Origin of the sequence: Mycolicibacter terrae, assembly GCF_010727125.1 — a bacterium.
In the GTDB taxonomy this organism is placed as follows: domain Bacteria; phylum Actinomycetota; class Actinomycetes; order Mycobacteriales; family Mycobacteriaceae; genus Mycobacterium; species Mycobacterium terrae.
Window position 1 is genome coordinate 1,220,070 of record NZ_AP022564.1, and the last position, 19,662, is coordinate 1,239,731.

General features: G+C 71.2%; 16 protein-coding genes. 11 read left to right on the forward strand and 5 right to left on the reverse strand.

Annotated features, from left to right (window positions below; all coding sequences use genetic code 11):
• Positions 1-64 precede the first annotated feature (64 nt).
• Both G6N23_RS05920 and G6N23_RS05925 read left to right on the forward strand, forming a co-directional pair.
• Positions 65-760 carry a ferritin-like fold-containing protein gene (locus G6N23_RS05920; RefSeq protein ID WP_085262247.1) on the forward strand — a complete coding sequence of 232 codons (696 nt, stop codon included), beginning with the start codon at positions 65-67 and terminating at the stop codon, positions 758-760.
• Positions 761-979: 219 nt separating this feature from the next.
• Complete coding sequence (locus tag G6N23_RS05925) at positions 980-1,249, forward strand: DUF3107 domain-containing protein (RefSeq protein ID WP_179961153.1); 270 nt, start codon at positions 980-982, stop codon at positions 1,247-1,249.
• Here G6N23_RS05925 and G6N23_RS05930 read toward each other — a convergent pair.
• Positions 1,239-1,925, reverse strand: a complete 687-nt coding sequence (locus tag G6N23_RS05930; protein ID WP_085261966.1) for an HTH-type transcriptional activator FasR — start codon at positions 1,923-1,925, stop codon at positions 1,239-1,241. The genes G6N23_RS05925 and G6N23_RS05930 overlap by 11 nt on opposite strands.
• A 202-nt stretch (positions 1,926-2,127) precedes the next feature.
• On the opposite strand from G6N23_RS05930, the gene G6N23_RS05935 reads away from it, so the two are divergent.
• The 3 genes from G6N23_RS05935 to G6N23_RS05945 all read left to right on the forward strand — a co-directional run bounded on the left by G6N23_RS05935 (position 2,128) and on the right by G6N23_RS05945 (position 5,336).
• Positions 2,128-3,165 (forward strand): DUF3152 domain-containing protein, encoded by a 1,038-nt coding sequence (locus G6N23_RS05935; protein WP_085261967.1) that lies wholly within the window; start codon positions 2,128-2,130, stop codon positions 3,163-3,165.
• Positions 3,166-3,254: 89 nt separating this feature from the next.
• Positions 3,255-4,433, forward strand: a complete 1,179-nt coding sequence (gene moeZ / locus G6N23_RS05940) for an adenylyltransferase/sulfurtransferase MoeZ (protein ID WP_085261968.1) — start codon at positions 3,255-3,257, stop codon at positions 4,431-4,433.
• 48 nt (positions 4,434-4,481) lie between these two features.
• Positions 4,482-5,336, forward strand: coding sequence for a TIGR02569 family protein (locus G6N23_RS05945; RefSeq protein ID WP_085261969.1), 855 nt, complete (start codon positions 4,482-4,484; stop codon positions 5,334-5,336).
• Between the two features lie 2 nt (positions 5,337-5,338).
• Here G6N23_RS05945 and G6N23_RS05950 read toward each other — a convergent pair whose 3' ends face one another.
• Together G6N23_RS05950 and G6N23_RS05955 are read right to left on the reverse strand one after the other, a co-directional pair.
• Positions 5,339-5,635: an MGMT family protein gene (locus G6N23_RS05950; RefSeq protein WP_085261970.1), complete on the reverse strand. Its 297-nt coding sequence runs from the start codon at positions 5,633-5,635 to the stop codon at positions 5,339-5,341.
• Between the two features lie 10 nt (positions 5,636-5,645).
• Positions 5,646-6,434 (reverse strand): alpha/beta fold hydrolase, encoded by a 789-nt coding sequence (locus G6N23_RS05955; protein WP_234808681.1) that lies wholly within the window; start codon positions 6,432-6,434, stop codon positions 5,646-5,648.
• Positions 6,435-6,492: 58 nt separating this feature from the next.
• Here G6N23_RS05955 and G6N23_RS05960 point away from each other — a divergent pair, with 58 nt between their 5' ends.
• The 4 genes from G6N23_RS05960 to nudC are packed head-to-tail and all read left to right on the forward strand — an operon-like array spanning position 6,493 to position 15,275.
• Positions 6,493-9,627: an ATP-dependent helicase gene (locus G6N23_RS05960; protein ID WP_085262250.1), complete on the forward strand. Its 3,135-nt coding sequence runs from the start codon at positions 6,493-6,495 to the stop codon at positions 9,625-9,627.
• The gene (locus G6N23_RS05965; RefSeq protein ID WP_095174227.1) at positions 9,624-13,166 is read left to right on the forward strand and encodes an ATP-dependent helicase; all 3,543 of its coding nucleotides are present in this window, start codon (positions 9,624-9,626) and stop codon (positions 13,164-13,166) included. Before G6N23_RS05960 ends, G6N23_RS05965 begins: the two co-directional genes overlap by 4 nt.
• A 56-nt stretch (positions 13,167-13,222) precedes the next feature.
• Positions 13,223-14,299, forward strand: coding sequence for a potassium channel family protein (locus G6N23_RS05970; RefSeq protein ID WP_085261972.1), 1,077 nt, complete (start codon positions 13,223-13,225; stop codon positions 14,297-14,299).
• A 52-nt stretch (positions 14,300-14,351) separates the two neighbouring features.
• Positions 14,352-15,275 (forward strand): NAD(+) diphosphatase, encoded by a 924-nt coding sequence (gene nudC / locus G6N23_RS05975; RefSeq protein WP_085261973.1) that lies wholly within the window; start codon positions 14,352-14,354, stop codon positions 15,273-15,275.
• Here the strand turns inward: nudC and G6N23_RS05980 are convergent.
• Entirely contained in the window at positions 15,272-15,532 is a 261-nt protein-coding gene (locus G6N23_RS05980; protein WP_085261974.1) for a mycoredoxin, read from the reverse strand. The genes nudC and G6N23_RS05980 overlap by 4 nt on opposite strands.
• Positions 15,533-15,630: 98 nt before the next feature.
• Between G6N23_RS05980 and G6N23_RS05985 the strand changes: the two genes are divergently transcribed.
• On the forward strand, positions 15,631-17,721 hold the full coding sequence (locus G6N23_RS05985; protein WP_085261975.1) for an ATP-dependent DNA helicase UvrD2: 2,091 nt from the start codon (positions 15,631-15,633) through the stop codon (positions 17,719-17,721).
• 297 nt (positions 17,722-18,018) lie between these two features.
• Positions 18,019-18,285, forward strand: a complete 267-nt coding sequence (locus G6N23_RS05990; protein WP_085261976.1) for a WhiB family transcriptional regulator — start codon at positions 18,019-18,021, stop codon at positions 18,283-18,285.
• A 4-nt stretch (positions 18,286-18,289) separates the two neighbouring features.
• Here G6N23_RS05990 and G6N23_RS05995 read toward each other — a convergent pair whose 3' ends face one another.
• The gene (locus G6N23_RS05995) at positions 18,290-19,645 is read right to left on the reverse strand and encodes a macrolide-binding ATPase MABP-1 (RefSeq protein ID WP_085261977.1); all 1,356 of its coding nucleotides are present in this window, start codon (positions 19,643-19,645) and stop codon (positions 18,290-18,292) included.
• Positions 19,646-19,662: the final 17 nt, after the last annotated feature.

Below are 19,662 nucleotides of genomic sequence, written 5' to 3' on the forward strand. Positions count from 1 at the left end.
GTGCTCACAGTACCTGGTCGGGCCGGAGATCGGTCCAATGCGGCGCAACGCCTACAGTGTGGTGATGAATTCGGTTCCCTCGGCCGACCCGGTGACGGAGGCTTCGCAGCCGCGGCTGTCCGCCGATCATCCCGGTGTCAACGAGCTTTTCGCTCTGCTCGCCTACGGCGAGGTGGCGGCGTTCTACCGGCTCACCGACGAGGCGCGCATGGCGCCCGACCTGCGCGGGCGGATCTCGATGGCGGCCATGGCCGCCGCCGAGATGGGCCACTTCGAGTTGTTGCGCGAGGCCCTGGAGAGCCGCGGCGTCGACGTGGTGGCGGAGATGTCGAAGTATGCCACCGCTCTGGACAACTATCACCGGCTGACGATGCCCAGCACCTGGCTGGAGGCGCTGGTCAAGACCTACGTCGGTGACGCGATGGCCGCCGACTTCTACCTGGCGATCGCCGACGGTCTGCCCGACGAGGCGGCCGACGTAGTGCGCGCGGTGCTCGCAGAGACCAAGCACTCCCAGTTCGTCGTCGGCGAGGTGCGCAGCGCGGTCACCTCCAGTGCCAAACAACGCAGCCGGCTGGCGCTGTGGTCGCGGCGGTTGCTCGGCGAGGCGATCACCCAGGCGCAGTACGTGCTGGCCGACCACGACGAACTGGTCGACCTGGTGGTCTCCGGCGCGGCCGGGCTGACCCATCTGGCCGGGTTCTTCGACAGGATCCAGCGCACCCATGACGAGCGCATGCGCGAGCTCGGCCTGGCCTAGCGGGTGAACAGCCCGCCCGCCCATCGCCGCAGCGGCACCCTTGTGCCGGCCATCCGAAATCTCCATAGGGGCGTGCGGGACTGCGCATTCCGCGTTCCCACCGGCGGCATGGCCGGCATTGAAGTACCCCGCTGCACTCGAGTTATCGCCGAGGGCGAACGGCCGGTGCGTCCCAATCCTCTGACCGTCCACTAGCCTGCTTACATCGCCCAACGCGAAATGAAAGGGGCCGGCGTGGAGGTCAAGATCGGGGTCACCGACAGTTCGCGCGAACTGGTCATCAGCTCTGCGCAGACGCCAGATGAAGTCGAGGAGCTGGTGGCCGCCGCGCTGGGCCAGGGGAAGGACAACCCGGGGCTGTTGTCCCTCACCGACGAGAAGGGCCGTCGATTCCTGGTGCAGGCCGCCAAGATCGCCTATGTGGAGATCGGCATCGCCGACAGCCGGCGGGTCGGGTTCGGAATCGGTTCCGCCGCCGCTACCGGGTAAGCGGCACGTGTGACAGTCCGCCCCAGGCGAACGCCACCGTGCCGTCGACGGCGTCTTCCTTGGTGATCGGGCGATCACTGTCGAGCCAGTACCGGGCGCAGTCCACGCTGATCGCGACCAGTCCCACCGCGACCATCCGGGCGCGGTGCGGGTCCAGGCCGGAGTCATGGCTGACCAGATCGAAGATCGCGTCGATGCAGGATTCGGTTGCGACCCGCACCTGGACCGCGACCTGCGGCTCGGCGACGTTGTCGTTCTCGAAGATCAGCCGATAGCCCTGGCCGTCGTGCTCGATGAAGTCGAAGAACGCCTGCACCGCCGAGCGCAGCCGCTGGCGGTTGTCGGTGGTGGTCCGCAACGCCTGCCGTACGCCGGAGACGAGGTTCTCCACGTGCCGGGCCAGGACGGCCAGGTACAGCTCCAGTTTCGACGCGAAGTGCTGGTAGAGAATCGGTTTGCTGACACCGGCGCGGTCGGCGATCTCGTCCATCCCGGCCGCGTGGTAGCCGCGGTCGACGAACACCTCGCTGGCCGCGATCAGCAGCTGACCGCGCCGCTCGTCGCGGGGCAGGCGGCTGCCCCGACGGCCGCTGGCCGCCGGCGCCTTGGCACTGCCCGAGCCGCGGCCGGCCGGCTTGGCGCCGCCCCGCTCGGCCGTGTCGATCGGTTTGCTCATCGACTCCTCAATCCGGGTCCGGCCGGCCGGCGGGATGGGTACCCGACGGCCGGTGCGTGACAGCGAGACTACGCGCTGCAGCCGTCACTTCCGCCAGCGACATCCACCAACGCGGTGTCGATCGGATTCGCCACGGCCCGGACCGGCCCGTCAGGGCGCGGCGAAGAGTCGCAGCTCGCAGTGGTTGTGTCATTCTGGGACGGTGACCTACGACCCGGGGCAACACGGCGGCGGTCGAGCCCCGGTGCTTCGGGATCGTTTCCGCGAACCCCTGCGCGCGCAACGTGACCCGCTGGCCGCCGGCGCCGGGCGGTTGCGGTCCGACCGCGACGTCCATCGACAGTGGCGTAGGCAGAGCTGGCTGGGCAGGTTCGTGTCCACCTACGGCTGGCGCGCCTACGCGCTGCCGGTGCTGATGGTGCTCACCGTGGTGGTGGTGTATCAGACCGTGACCGGCACCGGGGTGCGCGCCCCGGACTCCAACGAGCCGGTCCAGGGCCCGCCGACGATCGGATCGGCCGGTACGTCGATCATCGGCGCGCCACCGCGCGGCCTCACCGAATTCGACGTCAACCTGCCGACCGGCGTGTTGCCCGACGGTGGGCCGTTCACCGAGGCCGGTCACATGGCCTGGCACATCGTGCCGGGCACCCAACCGGTGTTCGGCCGGGGCACCGAGAAGGTGTTCGCCTACACCATCGAGGTGGAGAACGGCATCGACACCACCGCCTTCGGCGGCGACGACGCCTTCGCCCGGATGGTCGACCAGACCCTGCGCAACCCCAAGGGGTGGACGCACACACCGCAGATCGGGTTCGTCCGGGTGGACGCGACCAGCGGCCCGATAACCCCTGATTTTCGGATCTCGTTGACCTCGCCGATGACGGTCCGGGAGGGCTGCGGCTACGAGATCCCACTCGAAGCGTCCTGCTACAACCCGTCCTACGGGGCGAGGTCGGAACCGCGGGTGTTCATCAACGAGGCCCGCTGGGTTCGCGGCGCCGTGCCCTTCCAGGGCGACATCGGCTCCTACCGGCAATACCTGATCAACCACGAGGTCGGTCACGCCCTCGGCTATCAGCACCACGAGCCGTGCGAGAAGCAGGACGCCCTGGCGCCGGTGATGATGCAGCAGACGTTCGGCATCTCCAACGACGACGCGGCGAAGTTCGACCCGGACTGGGTCAAGCCCGACGGCAAGACCTGCCGGTTCAACCCGTGGCCCGCTCCGATTCCCTGAAATCCGGCTCGGGAAGCGTCGCGGGCCGTTTGTCGTTGACCCCATCAGCTGCTGTGATGATGGTGGATGCGATTTGAGGAGAGCTGTCGGTGTCGAATTCGCTGCCGCCGCTGGTAGAGCCGGCCGGCGAGCTGACCAAGGATGAAGTAACGCGCTACAGCCGCCACCTGATCATCCCGGACGTCGGCGTGCAGGGACAGCAGCGGCTCAAGAACGCCCGAGTGCTGGTGATCGGGGCCGGCGGGCTGGGCGCGCCGACGCTGCTGTACCTGGCGGCCGCCGGCGTCGGCACCCTCGGGATCGTCGACTTCGACGTCGTCGACGAATCCAACCTGCAGCGCCAGGTCATTCACGGCGTCGCCGATGTCGGCCGGTCCAAAGCCGAAAGCGCCCGCGACTCGATCAAGGCGATCAACCCGCTGGTCCGGGTGCAGCTGCACCAGCTCCGACTTGCGCCGGACAATGCCGTCGAGCTGTTCTCCTCCTACGACCTGATCCTGGACGGCACCGACAATTTCGCCACCCGCTACCTGGTCAACGACGCCGCGGTGCTGGCGCACCGGCCCTACGTGTGGGGGTCGATCTTCCGTTTCGAGGGCCAGATCTCGGTGTTCTGGGAGGACGCGCCGAATGGCCGGGGCCTGAACTATCGGGACCTGTACCCCGAACCGCCGCCGCCGGGGACGGTGCCGTCCTGCGCGGAGGGCGGTGTGCTGGGGGTGCTGTGCGCATCCGTCGGGTCGGTGATGGGCACCGAGGCGATCAAGCTGATCACCGGGATCGGCGAGTCGCTGCTGGGCCGGCTGATGATCTACGACGCCCTGGAGATGAGCTACCGCACCATCGCGATCCGCAAGGACCCCTCCACGCCCAAGATCACCGAGCTGATGGACTACGAGGCGTTCTGCGGGCTGGTCTCCGACGAGGCGGCCGAGGCGGCCGACGGCTCCACCATCACGCCGGCCGAGCTGCGCGAGCTGCTGGACTCGGGGCGGCCGCTGGCGCTGATCGATGTGCGCGAACCGGCGGAATGGGAGATCAACCGGATCGAGGGGGCCCGGCTGGTACCGCAGTCGACGATCAACACCGGCGAGGGGCTGGCGGCCCTGCCGCAGGACCGGATGTCGGTGCTGTACTGCAAGACCGGCATCCGTTCGGCGGAGGCCCTGGCGACGCTGAAGAAGGCCGGTTTCGCCAATGCGGTCCATCTGCAGGGTGGAATTGTGGCGTGGGCCAAGCAGATGCAACCCGACATGGTGATGTACTGACCGGCGGTTCAGCGAGGCACGCTTGTGATCACCGCTTAGGCTGACCGTGTGACTGTCGAGCCGCCGCCTGAACACGTGCTGGCGACGTTCGGCCTTCGCGGTGTTGCACCCACCCCACTGGATGCCGGCTGGGAGGACGGCTGGAAGTGCGGGGAAGTGGTGGTGTCGATGGTCGCCGACCACGCCAGGGCGGCATGGTCGGCGAAGGTGCGCGAGACGCTGTTCGCCGACGGCATTCGGCTGGCCCGGCCGGTGCGCTCCACCGACGGACGCTATGTGGTGTCGGGCTGGCGGGCCGACACCTTCGTGGCCGGCAGCCCGGAGCCCCGCCACGACGAGGTGGTCTCCGCGGCGGTGCGGCTGCATGAGGCTACCTCCAAGCTGGAACGGCCCCGTTTCCTCACCCAGGCGCCGGTGGCGCCGTGGGCCGACGTCGATGTGTTCATCGCCGCAGACCGGGCCGCCTGGGAGGAAAGACCGTTCGCCTCACTGCAGGCCGGTGCCCGGCTGGCCCCGGGATCGGTGGACGGTCAGCGGTCGATCGACTTGATCAATCAGCTCGCCACCTTGCGCAAACCCACCAAGAGTTCCAGCCAGTTGGTGCACGGCGACCTCTACGGCACGGTGCTGTTCTCCGGCGCCGCGGCGCCCGGCATCACCGACATCACGCCGTACTGGCGCCCGGCGTCCTGGGCCGCCGGAGTGGTGGTGGTGGACGCCCTGTCGTGGGGTGACGCCGACGACGGGCTCATCGAACGCTGGGAGTCGATGCCTGAATGGCCCCAGATGCTGTTGCGCGCGTTGATGTTCCGGCTCGCGGTGCACGCCCTGCACCCGCGGTCGACGGCCGAGGCGTTCCCCGGGCTGGCGCGCACCGCGGCCCTGGTTCGCCTGGTGCTCTAGCGTCAGAACCGGTGACGTGCGGTGCGCAGATCCACCCGGCCGTCGACGGCCAGAACCCCTTCGGCGCGAAGCCGTTCCAGTTGTTCGGTGTGCAGGTGCGCCGCCGGCCGCCCGGACGCCCTGATCACCCGGTGCCACGGCAGGTCCGAGCCGTCGATCCGCAAGATCCATCCGACGATGCGGGGGCTGGAAAGCCCTGCCGCGGAGGCGATGTCACCGTAGGTGGCGACCCGGCCGGCGGGGATCCCGAGGATCAGCGCGCGTACCCGCTCGACCTGCTCGTCGGTGACCGTTGCCACGGTTGAGCTCCTAGCTCCGGGCCAGCTGGGCGCGGATCGCGGCCGCCACCTCGGCGGGCCGGGCATGGCCGACCATGTGATTGCAATCCAGGTCCACCAGATGGAGATTGGTGCCGAGCCGTTCCCGCAGGGCGCCGATCAGGGCGTCGCCGACATACGGGGGCGAGGTGCGGGTGGCCCGCACCAGCGTCGTCGGCGTGGCGCCGGGCAGCACCGCCTGACGCGCCAGCTCGCTCCAGTACGACATCATCGCCGGCACGCTGATTCGCCAGCCGAAGCGCCCGTCGGGCAGTGCCACCAGGTGCTCGTCGAGTTCAGTGTCGAGCAGTGCGGGATCCACGTCGGACCAGGCGCCGTTCTCCTTCTCGGCGCGCGCTTCCGCCGGGTCGGGGTAGTCCGGTGAGGCCAGCATCGCCGCGGCGATCTCGGCCATCCACTCACCGTCGAGCCCGATCGCCGGGTCGAGCAGCACCAGGGCGTCGACCAGGTCGGGGCGTGCCGCGGCCAGATGCAGCGCCACCGCCCCGCCGAAGGAATGCCCGACGACCGTGACGGGGCCGTCGGCGGAGCGCTCGAGCAGAGCGGCCAGCGCCGCCACGTTGGCATCGATGGTCCACGGTGCCGCCCACGACGAGTATCCGTGACCGATCAGATCCGGTGCGGCGAGGGAGATCTCGGGCAGATGCCCGGCGAGGTCCCGCCATCGCCCGCCGTGGCCGGTCAGGCCGTGCACCGCCAACAGCCGGATCGGGCCGTGCGGGCCGTAGCGGTGCACATGCAGATGATGATCGGAATTCACCCGTCGATGGTGCCAGTCGCGGCCGGGATTGTCAGAGGGCAGTGCTGTCATGGGTGCCATGACGCAGCACCAGGGGTCGAGCGCCGCCGAGGCCGCGGCGGCGCTGGACCCGCGCGCGCGGGGGGTGCTGCGGGTGCGGGGCGGCCCGGGGACCGGCAAGACCAGCCTGCTGGTCGAGGCGGCCGCGGCCCACGTCGCCGCCGGGGCCGATGCGAATTCGCTGCTGCTGTTGACCGGATCGGGCCGGCTGCCGGCGGCGGCCCGCGGGTCGCTGACCGCGACGGTGCTGGCGGCGGGCGGCCCCACTTCGGCCCGGGCGGTCAGGGAACCGCTGGTTCGCACCGTGCACGGCTACGCCTTCGGGGTGCTCCAGCGTGCGGCGCGGCGGGCCGAGGCCGCCCCGCCACGGCTGGTGACCGGGGCCGAGCAGGACAGCGTCATCCGCGAACTACTCGCCGGCGACGGCGCCCGGGCCTGGCCGCCGTCGTTGCACGCGGCGCTGGCCACCGACGGCTTCGCCACCGAACTGCGGGACCTGATGGCACGCTGCGCCGAACGCGGCGTCGACCCGGCCGAGCTGGTCCGGCTGGGTAAGCGGTGCCGCCGCCCGGAGTGGGCCGCCGCGGGCCGCTTCGCCCGGCAGTACGAACAGGTGATGCTGCTTCGTGCTGCGGTCGGTACCGCCGCACCCCAGGCGACCACGCCGGCGCTGGGCGCTGCGGAACTGGTCGGGGCCGCGTTGGAGGCCTTCGCGGCCGACCGCGACCTGCTGGTCGAGGAACGCAGTCGGATCCGGCTGCTACTGGTCGACGACGCCCAGCAACTCGACCCGCAGGCGGCCCGGCTGGTGCGGGTGCTCGCCGCCGGCGTGCAACGCACCGTCATCGCCGGAGACCCCGATCAGGCGGTGTTCGGGTTCCGCGGAGCCGAGCCCGCCGCTCTGCTGGCCGACGAGACCGGTGCCACTGCCACCCCGGCACTGACTTTGACGGCATCACACCGGTGCGCCCCGGCGGTGGCCCATGCCATCAGTGCCATCGCCGCACGACTGCCCGGGCCCGGCACCGGCCGCCGTCTCACCGGCAGCGGGGCGGACGACGGTTCGGTCACGGTGCGTGCCGCGGCCTCCGGTCATGCCGAGGCGGCGTCGATCGCCGACACGCTGCGGCGCGCCCACCTGGTCGATGGGGTGCCCTGGTCGCAGATGGCGGTGATCGTCCGCTCGGTGCCACGGGCGGCGGCTCGGTTGCCCCGCACCCTGGCCGCCGCCGGCATTCCGGTGACGCTGCCCGCCCCGGGTGGCCTGCTGGCCGAGCAGCCGGCGGTCGCCGCCCTGCTGACCGTGTTGGACTGCGCCGTCGAGGGAGTGGACGGCCTTCGGGCGCTGGCGCTGCTCACCGGCCCGATCGGGCGGATGGATCCGGTCTCGCTGCGGCAGCTGCAGCGCATCCTGCGCCGCGGCGGCGCGGCCCGCCCGGAAACCGACGCCGGCGACCGGCTGGCGGCGCTGCTGTCCGGCGGCTCCGGCGAGCTGCCGGCCGTACACGCCCGCCCGCTGCGCAGGGTGCGCGCGGTGCTGCAGGCCGCGGCCCGCAGCCACGCCGACGGCCGGGACCCGCACTACACGCTGTGGCAGGCCTGGAACCGGTCCGGTCTGCAGCAGCGCTGGTTGTCCGCGGCGGAGCGCGGCGGTCCGGCCGGCGCCCAGGCCGGTCGGGATCTGGACGCGGTGACCGCGCTGTTCGATCTCGCCGAGCAGTACGCGGCGCGCACCGCCGGAGCCACCCTGACCGGGCTCGTCGAACATGTCAGCGCCATGCAACTGGTGATGCCCCGCGCCGAGCCTGCCGTGGGCGTAGAGGCGGTCGGTGTGCTCAGCGCGCATGCCGCCCTCGGAAGGGAGTGGGAGCTGGTCGTCATCGCCGGTGTGCAGGAAGGTCTGTGGCCCAACACCGTTCCGCGCGGCGGCGTGTTGGGAACCCAGCGGCTGCTGGACACCCTGCACGGCCTCGGTGACGATGTCTCGGCCCGGGCGCCGGTGCTGGCCGAGGAGCGGCGGCTGCTGGTGGCCGCGATGGGCCGGGCCCGTCGCCGGTTGATGATCACCGCTGTCGACGGGGAGGCGGACGCCGGCGGCGCCGAGGTGCAGATCCCGTCGGAGTTCTTCACCGAACTCGCGGCCTGCGCCACATCCGACGGCGACCGGGCGCCGGCGCCACCGGTGGTGGCCCCGCCGGTACTGTCGGCAGCCGGGCTCGTCGGGCGCCTGCGGGCCGTGGTGTGCGCCCCGGCCGGAACGGTTACCGACTCCGAACGTGACGATGCCGCAACGCAATTGGCTCGCTTGGCACGTGCGGGTGTGCCCGGGGCCGACCCGGCCGGCTGGCATGGCACGGCTCCGGTGAGCACCGAGGAGCCGCTGCGGCCCGCCGATGACGGGCAGCTCGTCACGCTGTCGCCCTCGGCGCTGCAGAGCCTGCTGGACTGCCCGCTGCGCTGGCTGGCCGAACGGCATGGCGGAACCGACGGCCGGGACCTGCGCTCGACGATCGGGTCGGTGATGCACGCCCTGGTCGCCGAATCGGCCGGCACCGCAGAAGAACTGCTGGCCGAGTTGGACCGGGCCTGGCGGCAACTGCCGTTCGAGTCGCCGTGGTACTCGGCCAACGAGCATGACCGGCACCGCGCCATGATCGAGGCGTTCCTGGCGTGGCGGGCGCAGACCCGCGACCAGCTCACCGAGGTCGGCACCGAAGTCGCCTTCGACGGGGTGATCCCGGCCGGGGACGGGGTGCGGCTACGCGGCCGGATCGACCGGATCGAACGTGACGCCGCCGGGCGGCTGGTGGTCGTCGACGTCAAGACCGCGAAGAGCCCGGTCAGCAAGGACGACGCGCAGCAGCACGCGCAACTGGCCGTGTACCAGCTGGCGGTGCAAGCCGGTCTCCTCGGACCCGACGAACAGCCCGGCGGCGCCCGGTTGGTCTACCCGGCCAAACCCGGAACCGGCGGCGCAGCCGAGCGCGAACAGGATCCGCTGACCACCGAAACCGGGGGCCAGTGGCGGGAGCGGATCGCGCAGGCGGCCGCGGCCACCGCCGGACCGGTCTTCACCGCCCGCGTCAACGACGGTTGCCGGCACTGCCCGATCCGGCCGATCTGCCCGGCCCACACCGGCGGGAGCGGCGCATGACAGCCCGCTACGACCCGGCCGAGCTGGCGGCCGCGCTGGGGTTGCACCAGCCCACCGAGGAGCAGGCCGCGGTCATCGCCGCGCCGCCGGGCCCGCTGGTGGTGATCGCCGGGGCCGGCGCCGGCAAGACCGAGACGATGGCGGCTCGGGTGGTGTGGCTGGTCGCCAACGGCTACGCCGACCCGGGCCAGGTGCTGGGGCTGACGTTCACCCGCAAGGCCGCCGGCCAACTGCTGCGCCGGGTCCGCTCCCGGTTGGCCCGGCTGGCCGGTGCCGGTCTGCTGATCGCCGAACCCGGCGGCGGTCCAGCGAGGCTCGACGGAGGAGCGGCGGAGCTGGGACCGCCGGGTTCGTACGGCTTCGGCCCGGCGGCGTCGGCTCCCGTGGTGAGCACCTACCACGCGTTCGCCGGCGCGCTGCTGCGTGAACACGGGCTGCGGCTGGGTATAGAACCCGACACCCGGCTGCTCACCGAAACCGGGCTGTGGCAGCTGGCGTTCGACGTGGTCAGCGGTTACCCCGACGAGCTGCGCACCGACCGGGATCCGGCCGCGGTCACCTCGATGGTGCTGCGCCTGGCCGGGCAGCTGGCCGAACACCTGGTGGACACCGACGCGCTGCGCGACACCCATCTGGAGCTGGAGCGGCTGGTCCACACCCTGCCCCCGGGGCCGCGCCAGCGCGCCGAACCCACCCAGACGTTGCTCAAGATGCTCGACACCCAGACCGAACGGGCCCAGCTGGTACCGCTGATTGACGCCCTGCACCAGCGGATGCGTGCGGAGCGGGTGATGGACTTCGGTGCGCAGATGGCCACCGCCGCTCGGCTGGCCCAGACCGACGAGTCCGTCGGCGCCCGGCTGCGCGCCACCTACCGGGTGGTATTGCTCGACGAATACCAGGACACCGGGCACGCCCAGCGCATCGCGTTGGCGGCACTGTTCGGCGGCGGCACCGACGACGGCCTGGCGCTGACCGCGGTGGGCGATCCGATCCAGTCGATCTACGGCTGGCGCGGCGCGTCGGCCACCAACCTGCCCCGATTCGCCACCGACTTCCCGCTCTCCGACGGCACCCCGGCCCCCACCCTGGAGCTGCGGACCAGCTGGCGCAACCCGCCCGAGGTGTTGCACCTCGCCAACGAGGTCTCCGCGGAGGCGCGGCGGCGCTCGGTCACGGTGCACACGCTGCGCCCGCGCCCGGACGCGGCACCCGGCAGTGTGCGGCTCGCCCTGCTCCCCGACGTGACGGCCGAACAGGAATGGGTCGCCGAGGCGCTGCAGCGTCACTACCACCACGCCGATGCCGAGGGTGTCGCTCCGCCCACCGCGGCGGTGCTGGTGCGGCGCAACGCCGACGCCGCGCCGTTCGCCGAGGCGATCCGCGCCCGGGGCGTCCCGGTGGAGGTGGTCGGGCTGGCCGGGCTGTTGTCGGTGCCCGAGGTCGCCGACCTGGTGGCGATGCTGCACCTGATCTCCGAGCCGACCGCCGGCGCCGCGGCGATCCGGGTCCTGACCGGGGCGCGGTGGCGGCTCGGCGCCGCGGACCTGGCCGCACTGTGGCGGCGTGCGACCGAGCTGGCCCGCCCCGAGGATGCACCCGGACCGGTCTCGGCTGCCGAGATCGCCGCGCAGGCCGGACCCGATTCCGACACCGCCTGCCTGGCCGATGCGCTCGCCGATCCGGGACCGGCGCAACGTTATTCGGCCACCGGGTACCGGCGCATCGTCGCACTGGCCGAGGAACTGACCGCGCTGCGCGGTCACCTGTGGCATCCGCTGCCCGATCTGGTGGCCGAGGTGCGCCGGGTGCTGAACCTGGATTGTGAGGTGCTCGCGGCGCAGCCGGTCGCGGCCGCGGCGTCCGGTGCCGAGCAGCTCGACGCGTTCGCCGACGTGGTCGCCGGTTATGCGGAGGGAGCCCGGGGCACGGCCTCGCTGCCAGGCCTGCTGGCCTACCTGGACGCGGCCGCCGTGGTGGAGAACGGGTTGGCGCCGGCGGCGCCGACGGTCGCCGCCGATCGGGTCCAGATCCTCACGGTGCACGCCGCCAAGGGACTCGAATGGCAGGTGGTGGCGGTACCCCACCTGGTGGCGCGGGTATTTCCATCGACTGCGTCGCGGCGCAGTTGGCTGTCGGATGCCGCCGAACTGCCGCCGCTGCTGCGCGGCGACCGCGCCGAGCCCGGCGGTTCAGCGAGGCTCGACGGAGGAGAGCCGAAGCTGGGATCGCCGCAACAGCCGAGCGGTTCAGCGAGGCTCGACGTAGGAGAGCCGAAGCTGGGATCGCCGCAACAGCCGAGCGGTTCAGCGAGGCTCGACGGAGGAGAGCCGAAGCTGGGATCGCCGCAACAGCCGAGCGGTTCGGCGAGGCTCGACGTAGGAGAGCCGAAGCTGGGATCGCCGCGTCAACCCGGCGCACACGGTGTCCCGGTGCTCGACACCGGCGCGGTCACCGATCGAAAGCAGCTGTCAGACACCATCTCCGAGCATCTTCGCCGGCTGGATCAGCGCCGGGTCGACGAAGAGCGCCGGTTGCTCTACGTTGCGGTCACCCGCGCCGAGGAAACCCTGTTGGTCTCCGGTCACCACTGGGGTGCCGGGGAGGCCAAGCCGCGCGGGCCGTCGGAATTCCTGACCGAACTCAAGGCGGTCGTGGACGGCTCGGCTGCCGCCGGGCGACCCTGCGGGGTGGTTGAGCACTGGGCGGAAACGCCGGCCACCGGCGAGCGGAACCCACTGTGCGAGACGGCCAGGGAAGCGGCTTGGCCGGCTGATCCACTGGCCGGACGGCGGGGCGATGTCGAACGCGGCGCGGCGCTGGTCACCGCGGCGCTGCGGGCCGAGGATCCGCAGCAGGGCCCGCCGGGCGACAGCCCGTGGGCCGCCGACGTCGATGCGCTGCTGGCCGAGCGGGCCTTGGCCGCCGCGCCGCCGGCCCGGACGCTGCCCAGCCAGGTCTCGGTCAGCAACCTGGTCGAGTTGAGCCGCGACCCGGCCGGCGCGGCGCAGCGGCTGGTCCGCCGGCTCCCGGCCCGCCCCGATCCACATGCTTTGCTGGGCACGGCGTTTCACGATTGGGTGCAGCGGCACTACGGCGCCGAACGGCTCTTCGAGCTCGACGACCTGCCCGGTGCGGCCGACGCCGATATGGCCCGGGCCGATGCGCGGGAGCTGGCCGATCTGCAGGCGGCGTTCCTGGATTCGCGGTGGGCGGCCCGCTCACCCATCGCCGTCGAAGTGCCCTTCGAGATGGCCTTCGGGCAGACCATGCTGCGCGGCCGCATCGACGCGGTATTCGCCGAGTCGGACGGCGGCGTCACCGTGGTGGACTGGAAGACCGGTGCGGTGCCGGCCAGGCCGGAGGCACTGCGCCACGCCACCGTTCAGCTCGGGGTGTACCGGCTGGCGTGGGCGGCACTGACCGGCTGCCCGCCATCTGAGGTCGCGGCCGCCTTCCACTACGTGCGCAGCGGGACCACCGTCGTACCCGATGAACTGCCCGATTTCGCCGAGCTGGCCGCACTGCTGAACTGTTGACGACACGTGTGGTTACAGTGGGTCCGTGCGTCAGGTGCGACCGATGACCGCCCGTCGTGGCAGGAGCTAGCTGGCGACGGCTGCGTCGTCTCGACGAGACGCTGACCGCCCAGCCCAGTTACGCGCTCGTCGGTGTCCTGCGTATCCCGCATGGGCAGTCCAGTCCCGGCCGCACCGTCTACCGGCGCTCCGCGATCGCGGTGGCGGCCCTGCTGGTGTCCACGATCTTCGTCTACGTCGACCGGGACGGCTACCAGGACGTCCAGGGCGACCGGCTGACCTTCCTGGACTGCCTGTATTACTCGGCCGTGACACTGTCGACCACCGGGTACGGCGACATCACGCCGGTCACCGAGTTCTCCCGCATGATCAACGTCGCGATCATCACCCCGCTGCGGATCGCGTTCCTGATCCTGTTGGTCGGAACGACCGTGGAGGCCTTCACCGAGACTTCCCAACAGGCATTCCGTATTCAGCGTTGGAGGAAAAGAGTGCGAGACCACACCATCGTCATCGGGTACGGGACCAAGGGAAAGACCGCGATCGCCGCGATGCTCGGCGACGACGAGACCACCCTGGGTGACATCGTCGTGGTGGACAACGACCGGGCTGTGCTCGAACGCGCGAAGAGCGCCGGGCTGGTGACGGTGGACGGCGATGCGACCCGGTCGGACGTGCTGCGGCTGGCCAGCGCGCAGCGCGCCTCGGCGATCGTGGTGGCCACCGGTTCCGATGCCACCGCGGCGCTGGTGACCCTGACCGCCCGCGAGATCGCCCCCAACGCCACCATCGTGGCGGCCATCCGGGAAGCCGAGAACCAGCACCTGCTCGAGCAGTCCGGCGCCAACTCGGTGGTGGTGTCCTCGGAGACCGCCGGGCGGCTGCTGGGCGTCGCCACCACCACGCCCAACGTGGTCGAGATCATCGAGGATCTGCTCACCCCGGACGCCGGGTACTCCATCGCCGAGCGGGAGGTCGAGCAGAAGGAGGTCGGCGCATCGGCGAAGCATCTCAGTGAGATCGTGCTCGGGGTGGTCCGCGACGGGCAGCTGCTGCGGCTGGACGCACCGGAAGTGGATGCGATCGAGGCCGGTGACCGGCTGCTCTACGTGCGCACGGTCAGCAACCAGTGACGGTCGCAAGCGCGGCGAGGCCGGGCGAAGCGGATCGGCACGAGGAGGAAAATTGAGCTTTCAGCTGCGCCAGGTGCCCCTGCTGTCGCGGGTCGGGGCCGACCGGGCCGACCAGTTGCGCACCGACACCGACGCGGCCGTCGCCGGCTGGTCTGCCGCGGCGGTGCTGCGGGTCGATCCCCGCAACCAGGTGCTGGTCGCCGACGGCCGGGTGGTGCTGCACGATGCCGGTGAACTCGGCGAGGCGCCGCCGCCGGACGCGGTGTTCCTGGGCCGCCTCGAGGACGGTCGGCATGTCTGGGCGGTTCGCGCTGCGCTGCAGGCGCCGCCCGACGCCGACGTCTCGGTGCTGGACCTGCGGGCGATCGGAGACGTCTTCGACGACACCAGCGCGCAGTTGGTGTCCTCGGCCATCGCCTTGCTGAATTGGCATGACAGTGCGAGGTTCTCCGCTGTCGACGGCACCCCGACCAAGGCGGTGCGCGGCGGATGGGCGCGGGTCAACCCGCTCACCGGCGCCGAGGAGTTCCCGCGGATCGACCCCGCGGTGATCTGCCTGGTGCACGACGGCGCCGACCGCGTGGTGCTGGCCCGCCAGCACAACTGGCCGGTCCGGATGTTCTCGCTGCTGGCCGGGTTCGTCGAAGCCGGCGAGTCGTTCGAGGCCTGCGTGGTCCGCGAGGTTCACGAGGAGGTCGGGCTGGCCGTGCGCGACGTGAGCTACCTGGGCAGCCAACCCTGGCCGTTCCCGCGCTCGCTGATGGTCGGCTTCCACGCCGTCGCCGATCCGGGGCAGGACTTCGTGTTCAGCGACGGTGAGATCACCGAGGCGGCCTGGTTCACCCGCGACGAGGTGCGGGCCGCTCTGCGTGCCGGGGCCTGGAACGGCGGTTCCGCGGACGCCAAACTGCTGCTGCCCGGGTCGATCTCGATCGCCCGGACGATCATCGAGTCCTGGGTCGGCTGGTCGGCTTAACCACCGAGCTGGTCGAGCTTCGCCTTGACCTCACGGCCGGTCGGGTTCGTCATCGTCGAACCGTCGGCGAAGCGCAGCGTCGGCACCGTGCGGTTGCCGCCATTGACGGTCTCGACGAACTTCGCGGCGGTGGGATCCTGCTCGATGTTGATCTCGTCGTAGCCGATCTCGAACTTCTCCAGGGCCTTCTTGAGCTGGCGGCAGTAACCGCACCATTGCGTCGTGTACATGATGAGCGGCGGGTCGCTAACGGTCATAGCCCCTAACGCTAGCCGCTGAGGATGCGGACCGCTCGCGGCTCGGCGTCGGAGGCCCCTGTCAAGATGGACGCCATGGCTGACCCGACGGAGTCCCGGTGGACGGGCTGATCGCCGGCTTGGACGACGAGCAGCGCGCCGCCGTGCTGGCGCCGCGGGGGCCGGTGTGTGTGCTGGCCGGTGCCGGGACGGGCAAGACCCGCACTATCACCCACCGGATCGCCCACCTGGTCGCGGCCGGTCATGTCGCACCGGGACAGGTGCTGGCGGTGACGTTCACCCAGCGTGCCGCCGGCGAGATGCGGTCCCGGCTGCGGGCCCTGGGCTCGGCCGCGGGGGACGGAGCCGGAGTCGGCGCGGTTCAGGCGTTGACGTTTCACGCCGCCGCGCGGCGGCAGCTGCGCTACTTCTGGCCCCGGGTGGTCGGCGACACCGCGTGGGAACTGCTGGACCGCAAGTTCGGGGTGGTGGCCCGGGCCGCCGGCCATTCCGGGCTGCGGCTCTCCAACGATGACGTCCGCGACGTGGCCGGGGAGATCGAGTGGGCCAAGGCGTCGCTGATCGGGCCGGAGCAGTATCCGGAGGCGGTGGCCGCTGCCGGCCGGGACACCCCGGTGGAGGCCGCCAAGCTCGCCGAGGTCTACGCCGGCTATGAGGCGCTGAAGGCCCGCGGCGAAGTGGCGATGCTCGACTTCGACGATCTGCTGCTGCACACCGCCGCCGCGATCGAGAACGACGCGGCGGTGGCCGCTGAGTTCCGGGACCGCTACCGCTGCTTCGTCGTCGACGAATACCAGGACGTCACCCCGCTGCAGCAGCGGGTGTTGTCGGCCTGGCTGGGCCAGCGCGACGACGTGACCGTGGTCGGCGACGCCAACCAGACCATCTACTCGTTCACCGGCGCCTCGCCGCGCTATCTGCTCGACTTCACCCGTCGGTTCCCCGACGCCGCCCTGGTGCGCCTGGAACGCGACTACCGGTCCACGCCAGAGGTGGTGTCGCTGGCCAACCGGGTGATCGCCGCGGCCCGCGGGCGGGTGGCCGGCAGCAAGCTCAAACTGGTGGGTCAGCGCGACCCCGGCCCGCCGCCGACGTTTCGGGAGTATCCCGACGAGGTCGCCGAGGCCGCTGCGGTGGCCAAGTCGATCGCCCGGCTGATCAAGGCCGGCACCGCGCCGGCCGAGATAGCCGTGCTGTACCGGATCAACGCGCAGTCGGAGGTCTACGAGGAGGCGCTCACCGAGGCCGGGATCGCCTACCAGGTCCGCGGGGGAGAGGGATTCTTCACCCGCCAGGAGATCCGGCAGTCGCTGCTGGCATTGCAGCGGGCGGCAGAACGCGGAGCCGACGGACCGCTGCCCGAGGTGGTGCGCGGCGTGCTGGAACCACTGGGGCTGACGGCCGAACCGCCGAGCGGGGCCAAGGCGCGGGAACGCTGGGAGGCCCTGGGTGCGCTGGCCGAACTGGCCGATGACGAAGTGGCGCAGCGCCCCGACCTGGACCTGCCCGGCCTGCTGACCGAACTGCGGATGCGCGCCGACTCCCGCCACCCGCCGACGGTGCAGGGCGTCACGCTGGCGTCGCTGCATGCCGCCAAGGGCCTGGAGTGGGACGCGGTCTTCCTGGTGGGCCTGGCCGACGGCACCCTGCCCATCTCGCATGCCCTGGCGCACGGCCCCGACAGCGAGGCGGTCGAGGAAGAACGCCGACTGCTCTACGTCGGCGTCACCCGCGCCCGGGTGCACCTGGCGTTGAGCTGGGCGCTGGCGCGCGCTCCCGGCGGGCGGGCCGGCCGCAAGCCGTCGCGGTTCTTGAACGGTATCGACGGCGCCGTGCCGCAGTCCGATTCGCGCAGCCCCGCCCGGCGCCGGGCCCGCGGTGCCCCGAAGCACTGCCGGGTCTGCAACAAGGCGCTGAGCACACCGGCAGCCATCATGTTGAGCCGATGCGAGACGTGTGCGGCCGACGTCGACACCGAGCTGCTGGTTGCGCTCAAGGACTGGCGAATGCGGACCGCCACGGAGCTGAAAGTGCCTGCCTACATAGTCTTTTCGGATAACACGCTCACCGCGATCGCCGAGATGCTGCCCGCCGACGAGGCCGCGCTGGTGGCCATTCCGGGCATCGGCGCGCGCAAGCTCGAACAGTTCGGTTCCGACGTGCTCGAGCTGGTCCGCAACCGGGAGTGAACGGCCGCGGCAGGTAATTCGGTTGTGTGCCACGGCTCTGACCGGCTAACCTCGGAGACCATGACCACGATCAGCGGCTTGCGAGTACGCCCGGTCGGCGCGCGCCATGCCGCTGCCGAGGCGGCGGCTCGTCAAGCCGCCGCCGTTGATGCGTCCGTGCATCGGGGTTCGCCCTAACCGCCAGCCCCAGCCACCCGAAGGCCACGGACCCGACCAGGATCCGTGGCCATTGTTTTTTCGCCGGCTATTCGCCGCCCGCCCCGGATCACCCCAGACCGGAAAGCAGGTGATCAGCCGATGTCCACCACCGAAGTGCGCAGCCGAAGGCTCCCCGAGTTGCCGTGCAATCGCGACCCCGACCTGTGGTTCGCCGACGACCCGGCCGACCTGGAGCGGGCCAAGGCGTTGTGCGGCGACTGCCCGATCCGCCGGCAGTGTCTGGCGCTGGCGCTGCAGCGCGCCGAACCCTGGGGGGTGTGGGGCGGCGAGATCCTCGACCGCGGCGCCGTCATCGGCCGCAAACGCCCCCGCGGTCGGCCCCGCAAGGAGCCGGTGGCGGCGTGAGGGGTCAGGCCGAGGGCCCGACCGCTTCGACGTCAGGACCCGTGAAGCCCGGCACCAATTCCTCGGAGAGCCGCTTGATCGGCACGTGGGCATCGAGCTGACACATGATCGCGGTGGTCGAGGCAAGCACCCGCATCGGCATCGCCAGCTTCGGCGGCAGGTCCAGCTGCCGGGCGGTCTTGAGCTGCTCGACGGGGCGTTCCAGCTGCTTGCCGGCCATTCTCATCAGCCACTTGCGGCTGTAGTGGAACGTCTCGACCTCCACCGGCTCGACGTACTGGCGCAGCATCTCGTCGATCTCGCGCACCGAGACGTCCTGGCCCTTCTGGATGAAGCCGCCCCTGCGCATCGTCGCGATGACCCGGTCGTAATCCTTGTCCCGGGCGTAGCGCACCGCGGCGCCCAGCTCCGGGGGGAAGCCGCCGGGCATCGGCGCCACCGCACCGAAGTCGATGATGCCCATCCGGCCGTCGGGTAGCAGCATGAAGTTGCCCGGGTGGGCGTCGCCGTGGATCATCTCCAGCCGGCGCGCTGCGTCCCAGGTGAACTCGGCCAGCCGGGTGCCCATCAGGTCCCGCTGCTCGACGGTGCCGTTGCGGATGATCTCGGCCATGCCGATGCCCTCGATCCACTCCTGGATCACCGCCTTGGGCGCACTGGCCACCACGTTCGGGATGAGGAAGTGCGGGTGGCCCGCGTAGGCCTTGGCGAAGATGCGCTGGTTGTCGGCCTCCAACCGGTAGTCCAGCTCCATCTCGGTGCGCTCGATCAGCTCATCGACGACACCCTGGACGTCCACGCCGGGCGCCAGCTGCTTGAAGACGCCGGTCAGCCGCCGAATGGTCTTCAGGTCGGCGCGCAGCGCCTGATCGGCACCGGGGTACTGGATCTTGACCGCCACCGGGCGGCCGTCGCCCCATACCGCCTTGTGCACCTGGCCGATGCTGGCCGAGGCGATCGGGGTGTCGTCGAAGGAGGAGAACCGTTCGCGCCACTTGGTGCCCAACTGGGCATCGAGCACCCGATGCACCTTATCCGCGGGCAGCGGCGGCGCGTCCTTCTGCAGTTTGGTCAGCGCCTCCCGGTACGGCTCGCCGAATTCCTCGGGGATGGCCGCCTCCATCACCGACAGTGCCTGACCGACCTTCATGGCGCCGCCCTTGAGCTCACCCAGGACGGTGAACAACTGGTTGGCCGCCTTCTCCATGAGTTCGGCGGTGACCGCGTCCTTCGACTTGCCGGTCAGTCGCTTTCCGAGACCGAGGGCGGCCCGGCCGGCGAAGCCGACGGGCAGGCTGGCCAGCTTCGCATTGCGCGCCGCGCTCCCGCGCTTGATTTCTGACACGCGTCCATCATCCATGACGCCGCTGTGGCGCC

Coding starts and splice junctions, on each gene's coding strand:
- G6N23_RS05990 (WP_085261976.1), top strand. CDS start 18,019: ATGTCCACCACCGAAGTGCGCAGCCGAAGGCTCCCCGAGTTGCCGTGC.
- G6N23_RS05925 (WP_179961153.1), top strand. CDS start 980: ATGAAAGGGGCCGGCGTGGAGGTCAAGATCGGGGTCACCGACAGTTCG.
- G6N23_RS05995 (WP_085261977.1), bottom strand. CDS start 19,645: ATGGATGATGGACGCGTGTCAGAAATCAAGCGCGGGAGCGCGGCGCGC.
- G6N23_RS05920 (WP_085262247.1), top strand. CDS start 65: ATGAATTCGGTTCCCTCGGCCGACCCGGTGACGGAGGCTTCGCAGCCG.
- G6N23_RS05980 (WP_085261974.1), bottom strand. CDS start 15,532: ATGACCGTTAGCGACCCGCCGCTCATCATGTACACGACGCAATGGTGC.
- G6N23_RS05965 (WP_095174227.1), top strand. CDS start 9,624: ATGACAGCCCGCTACGACCCGGCCGAGCTGGCGGCCGCGCTGGGGTTG.
- G6N23_RS05930 (WP_085261966.1), bottom strand. CDS start 1,925: ATGAGCAAACCGATCGACACGGCCGAGCGGGGCGGCGCCAAGCCGGCC.
- G6N23_RS05960 (WP_085262250.1), top strand. CDS start 6,493: ATGACGCAGCACCAGGGGTCGAGCGCCGCCGAGGCCGCGGCGGCGCTG.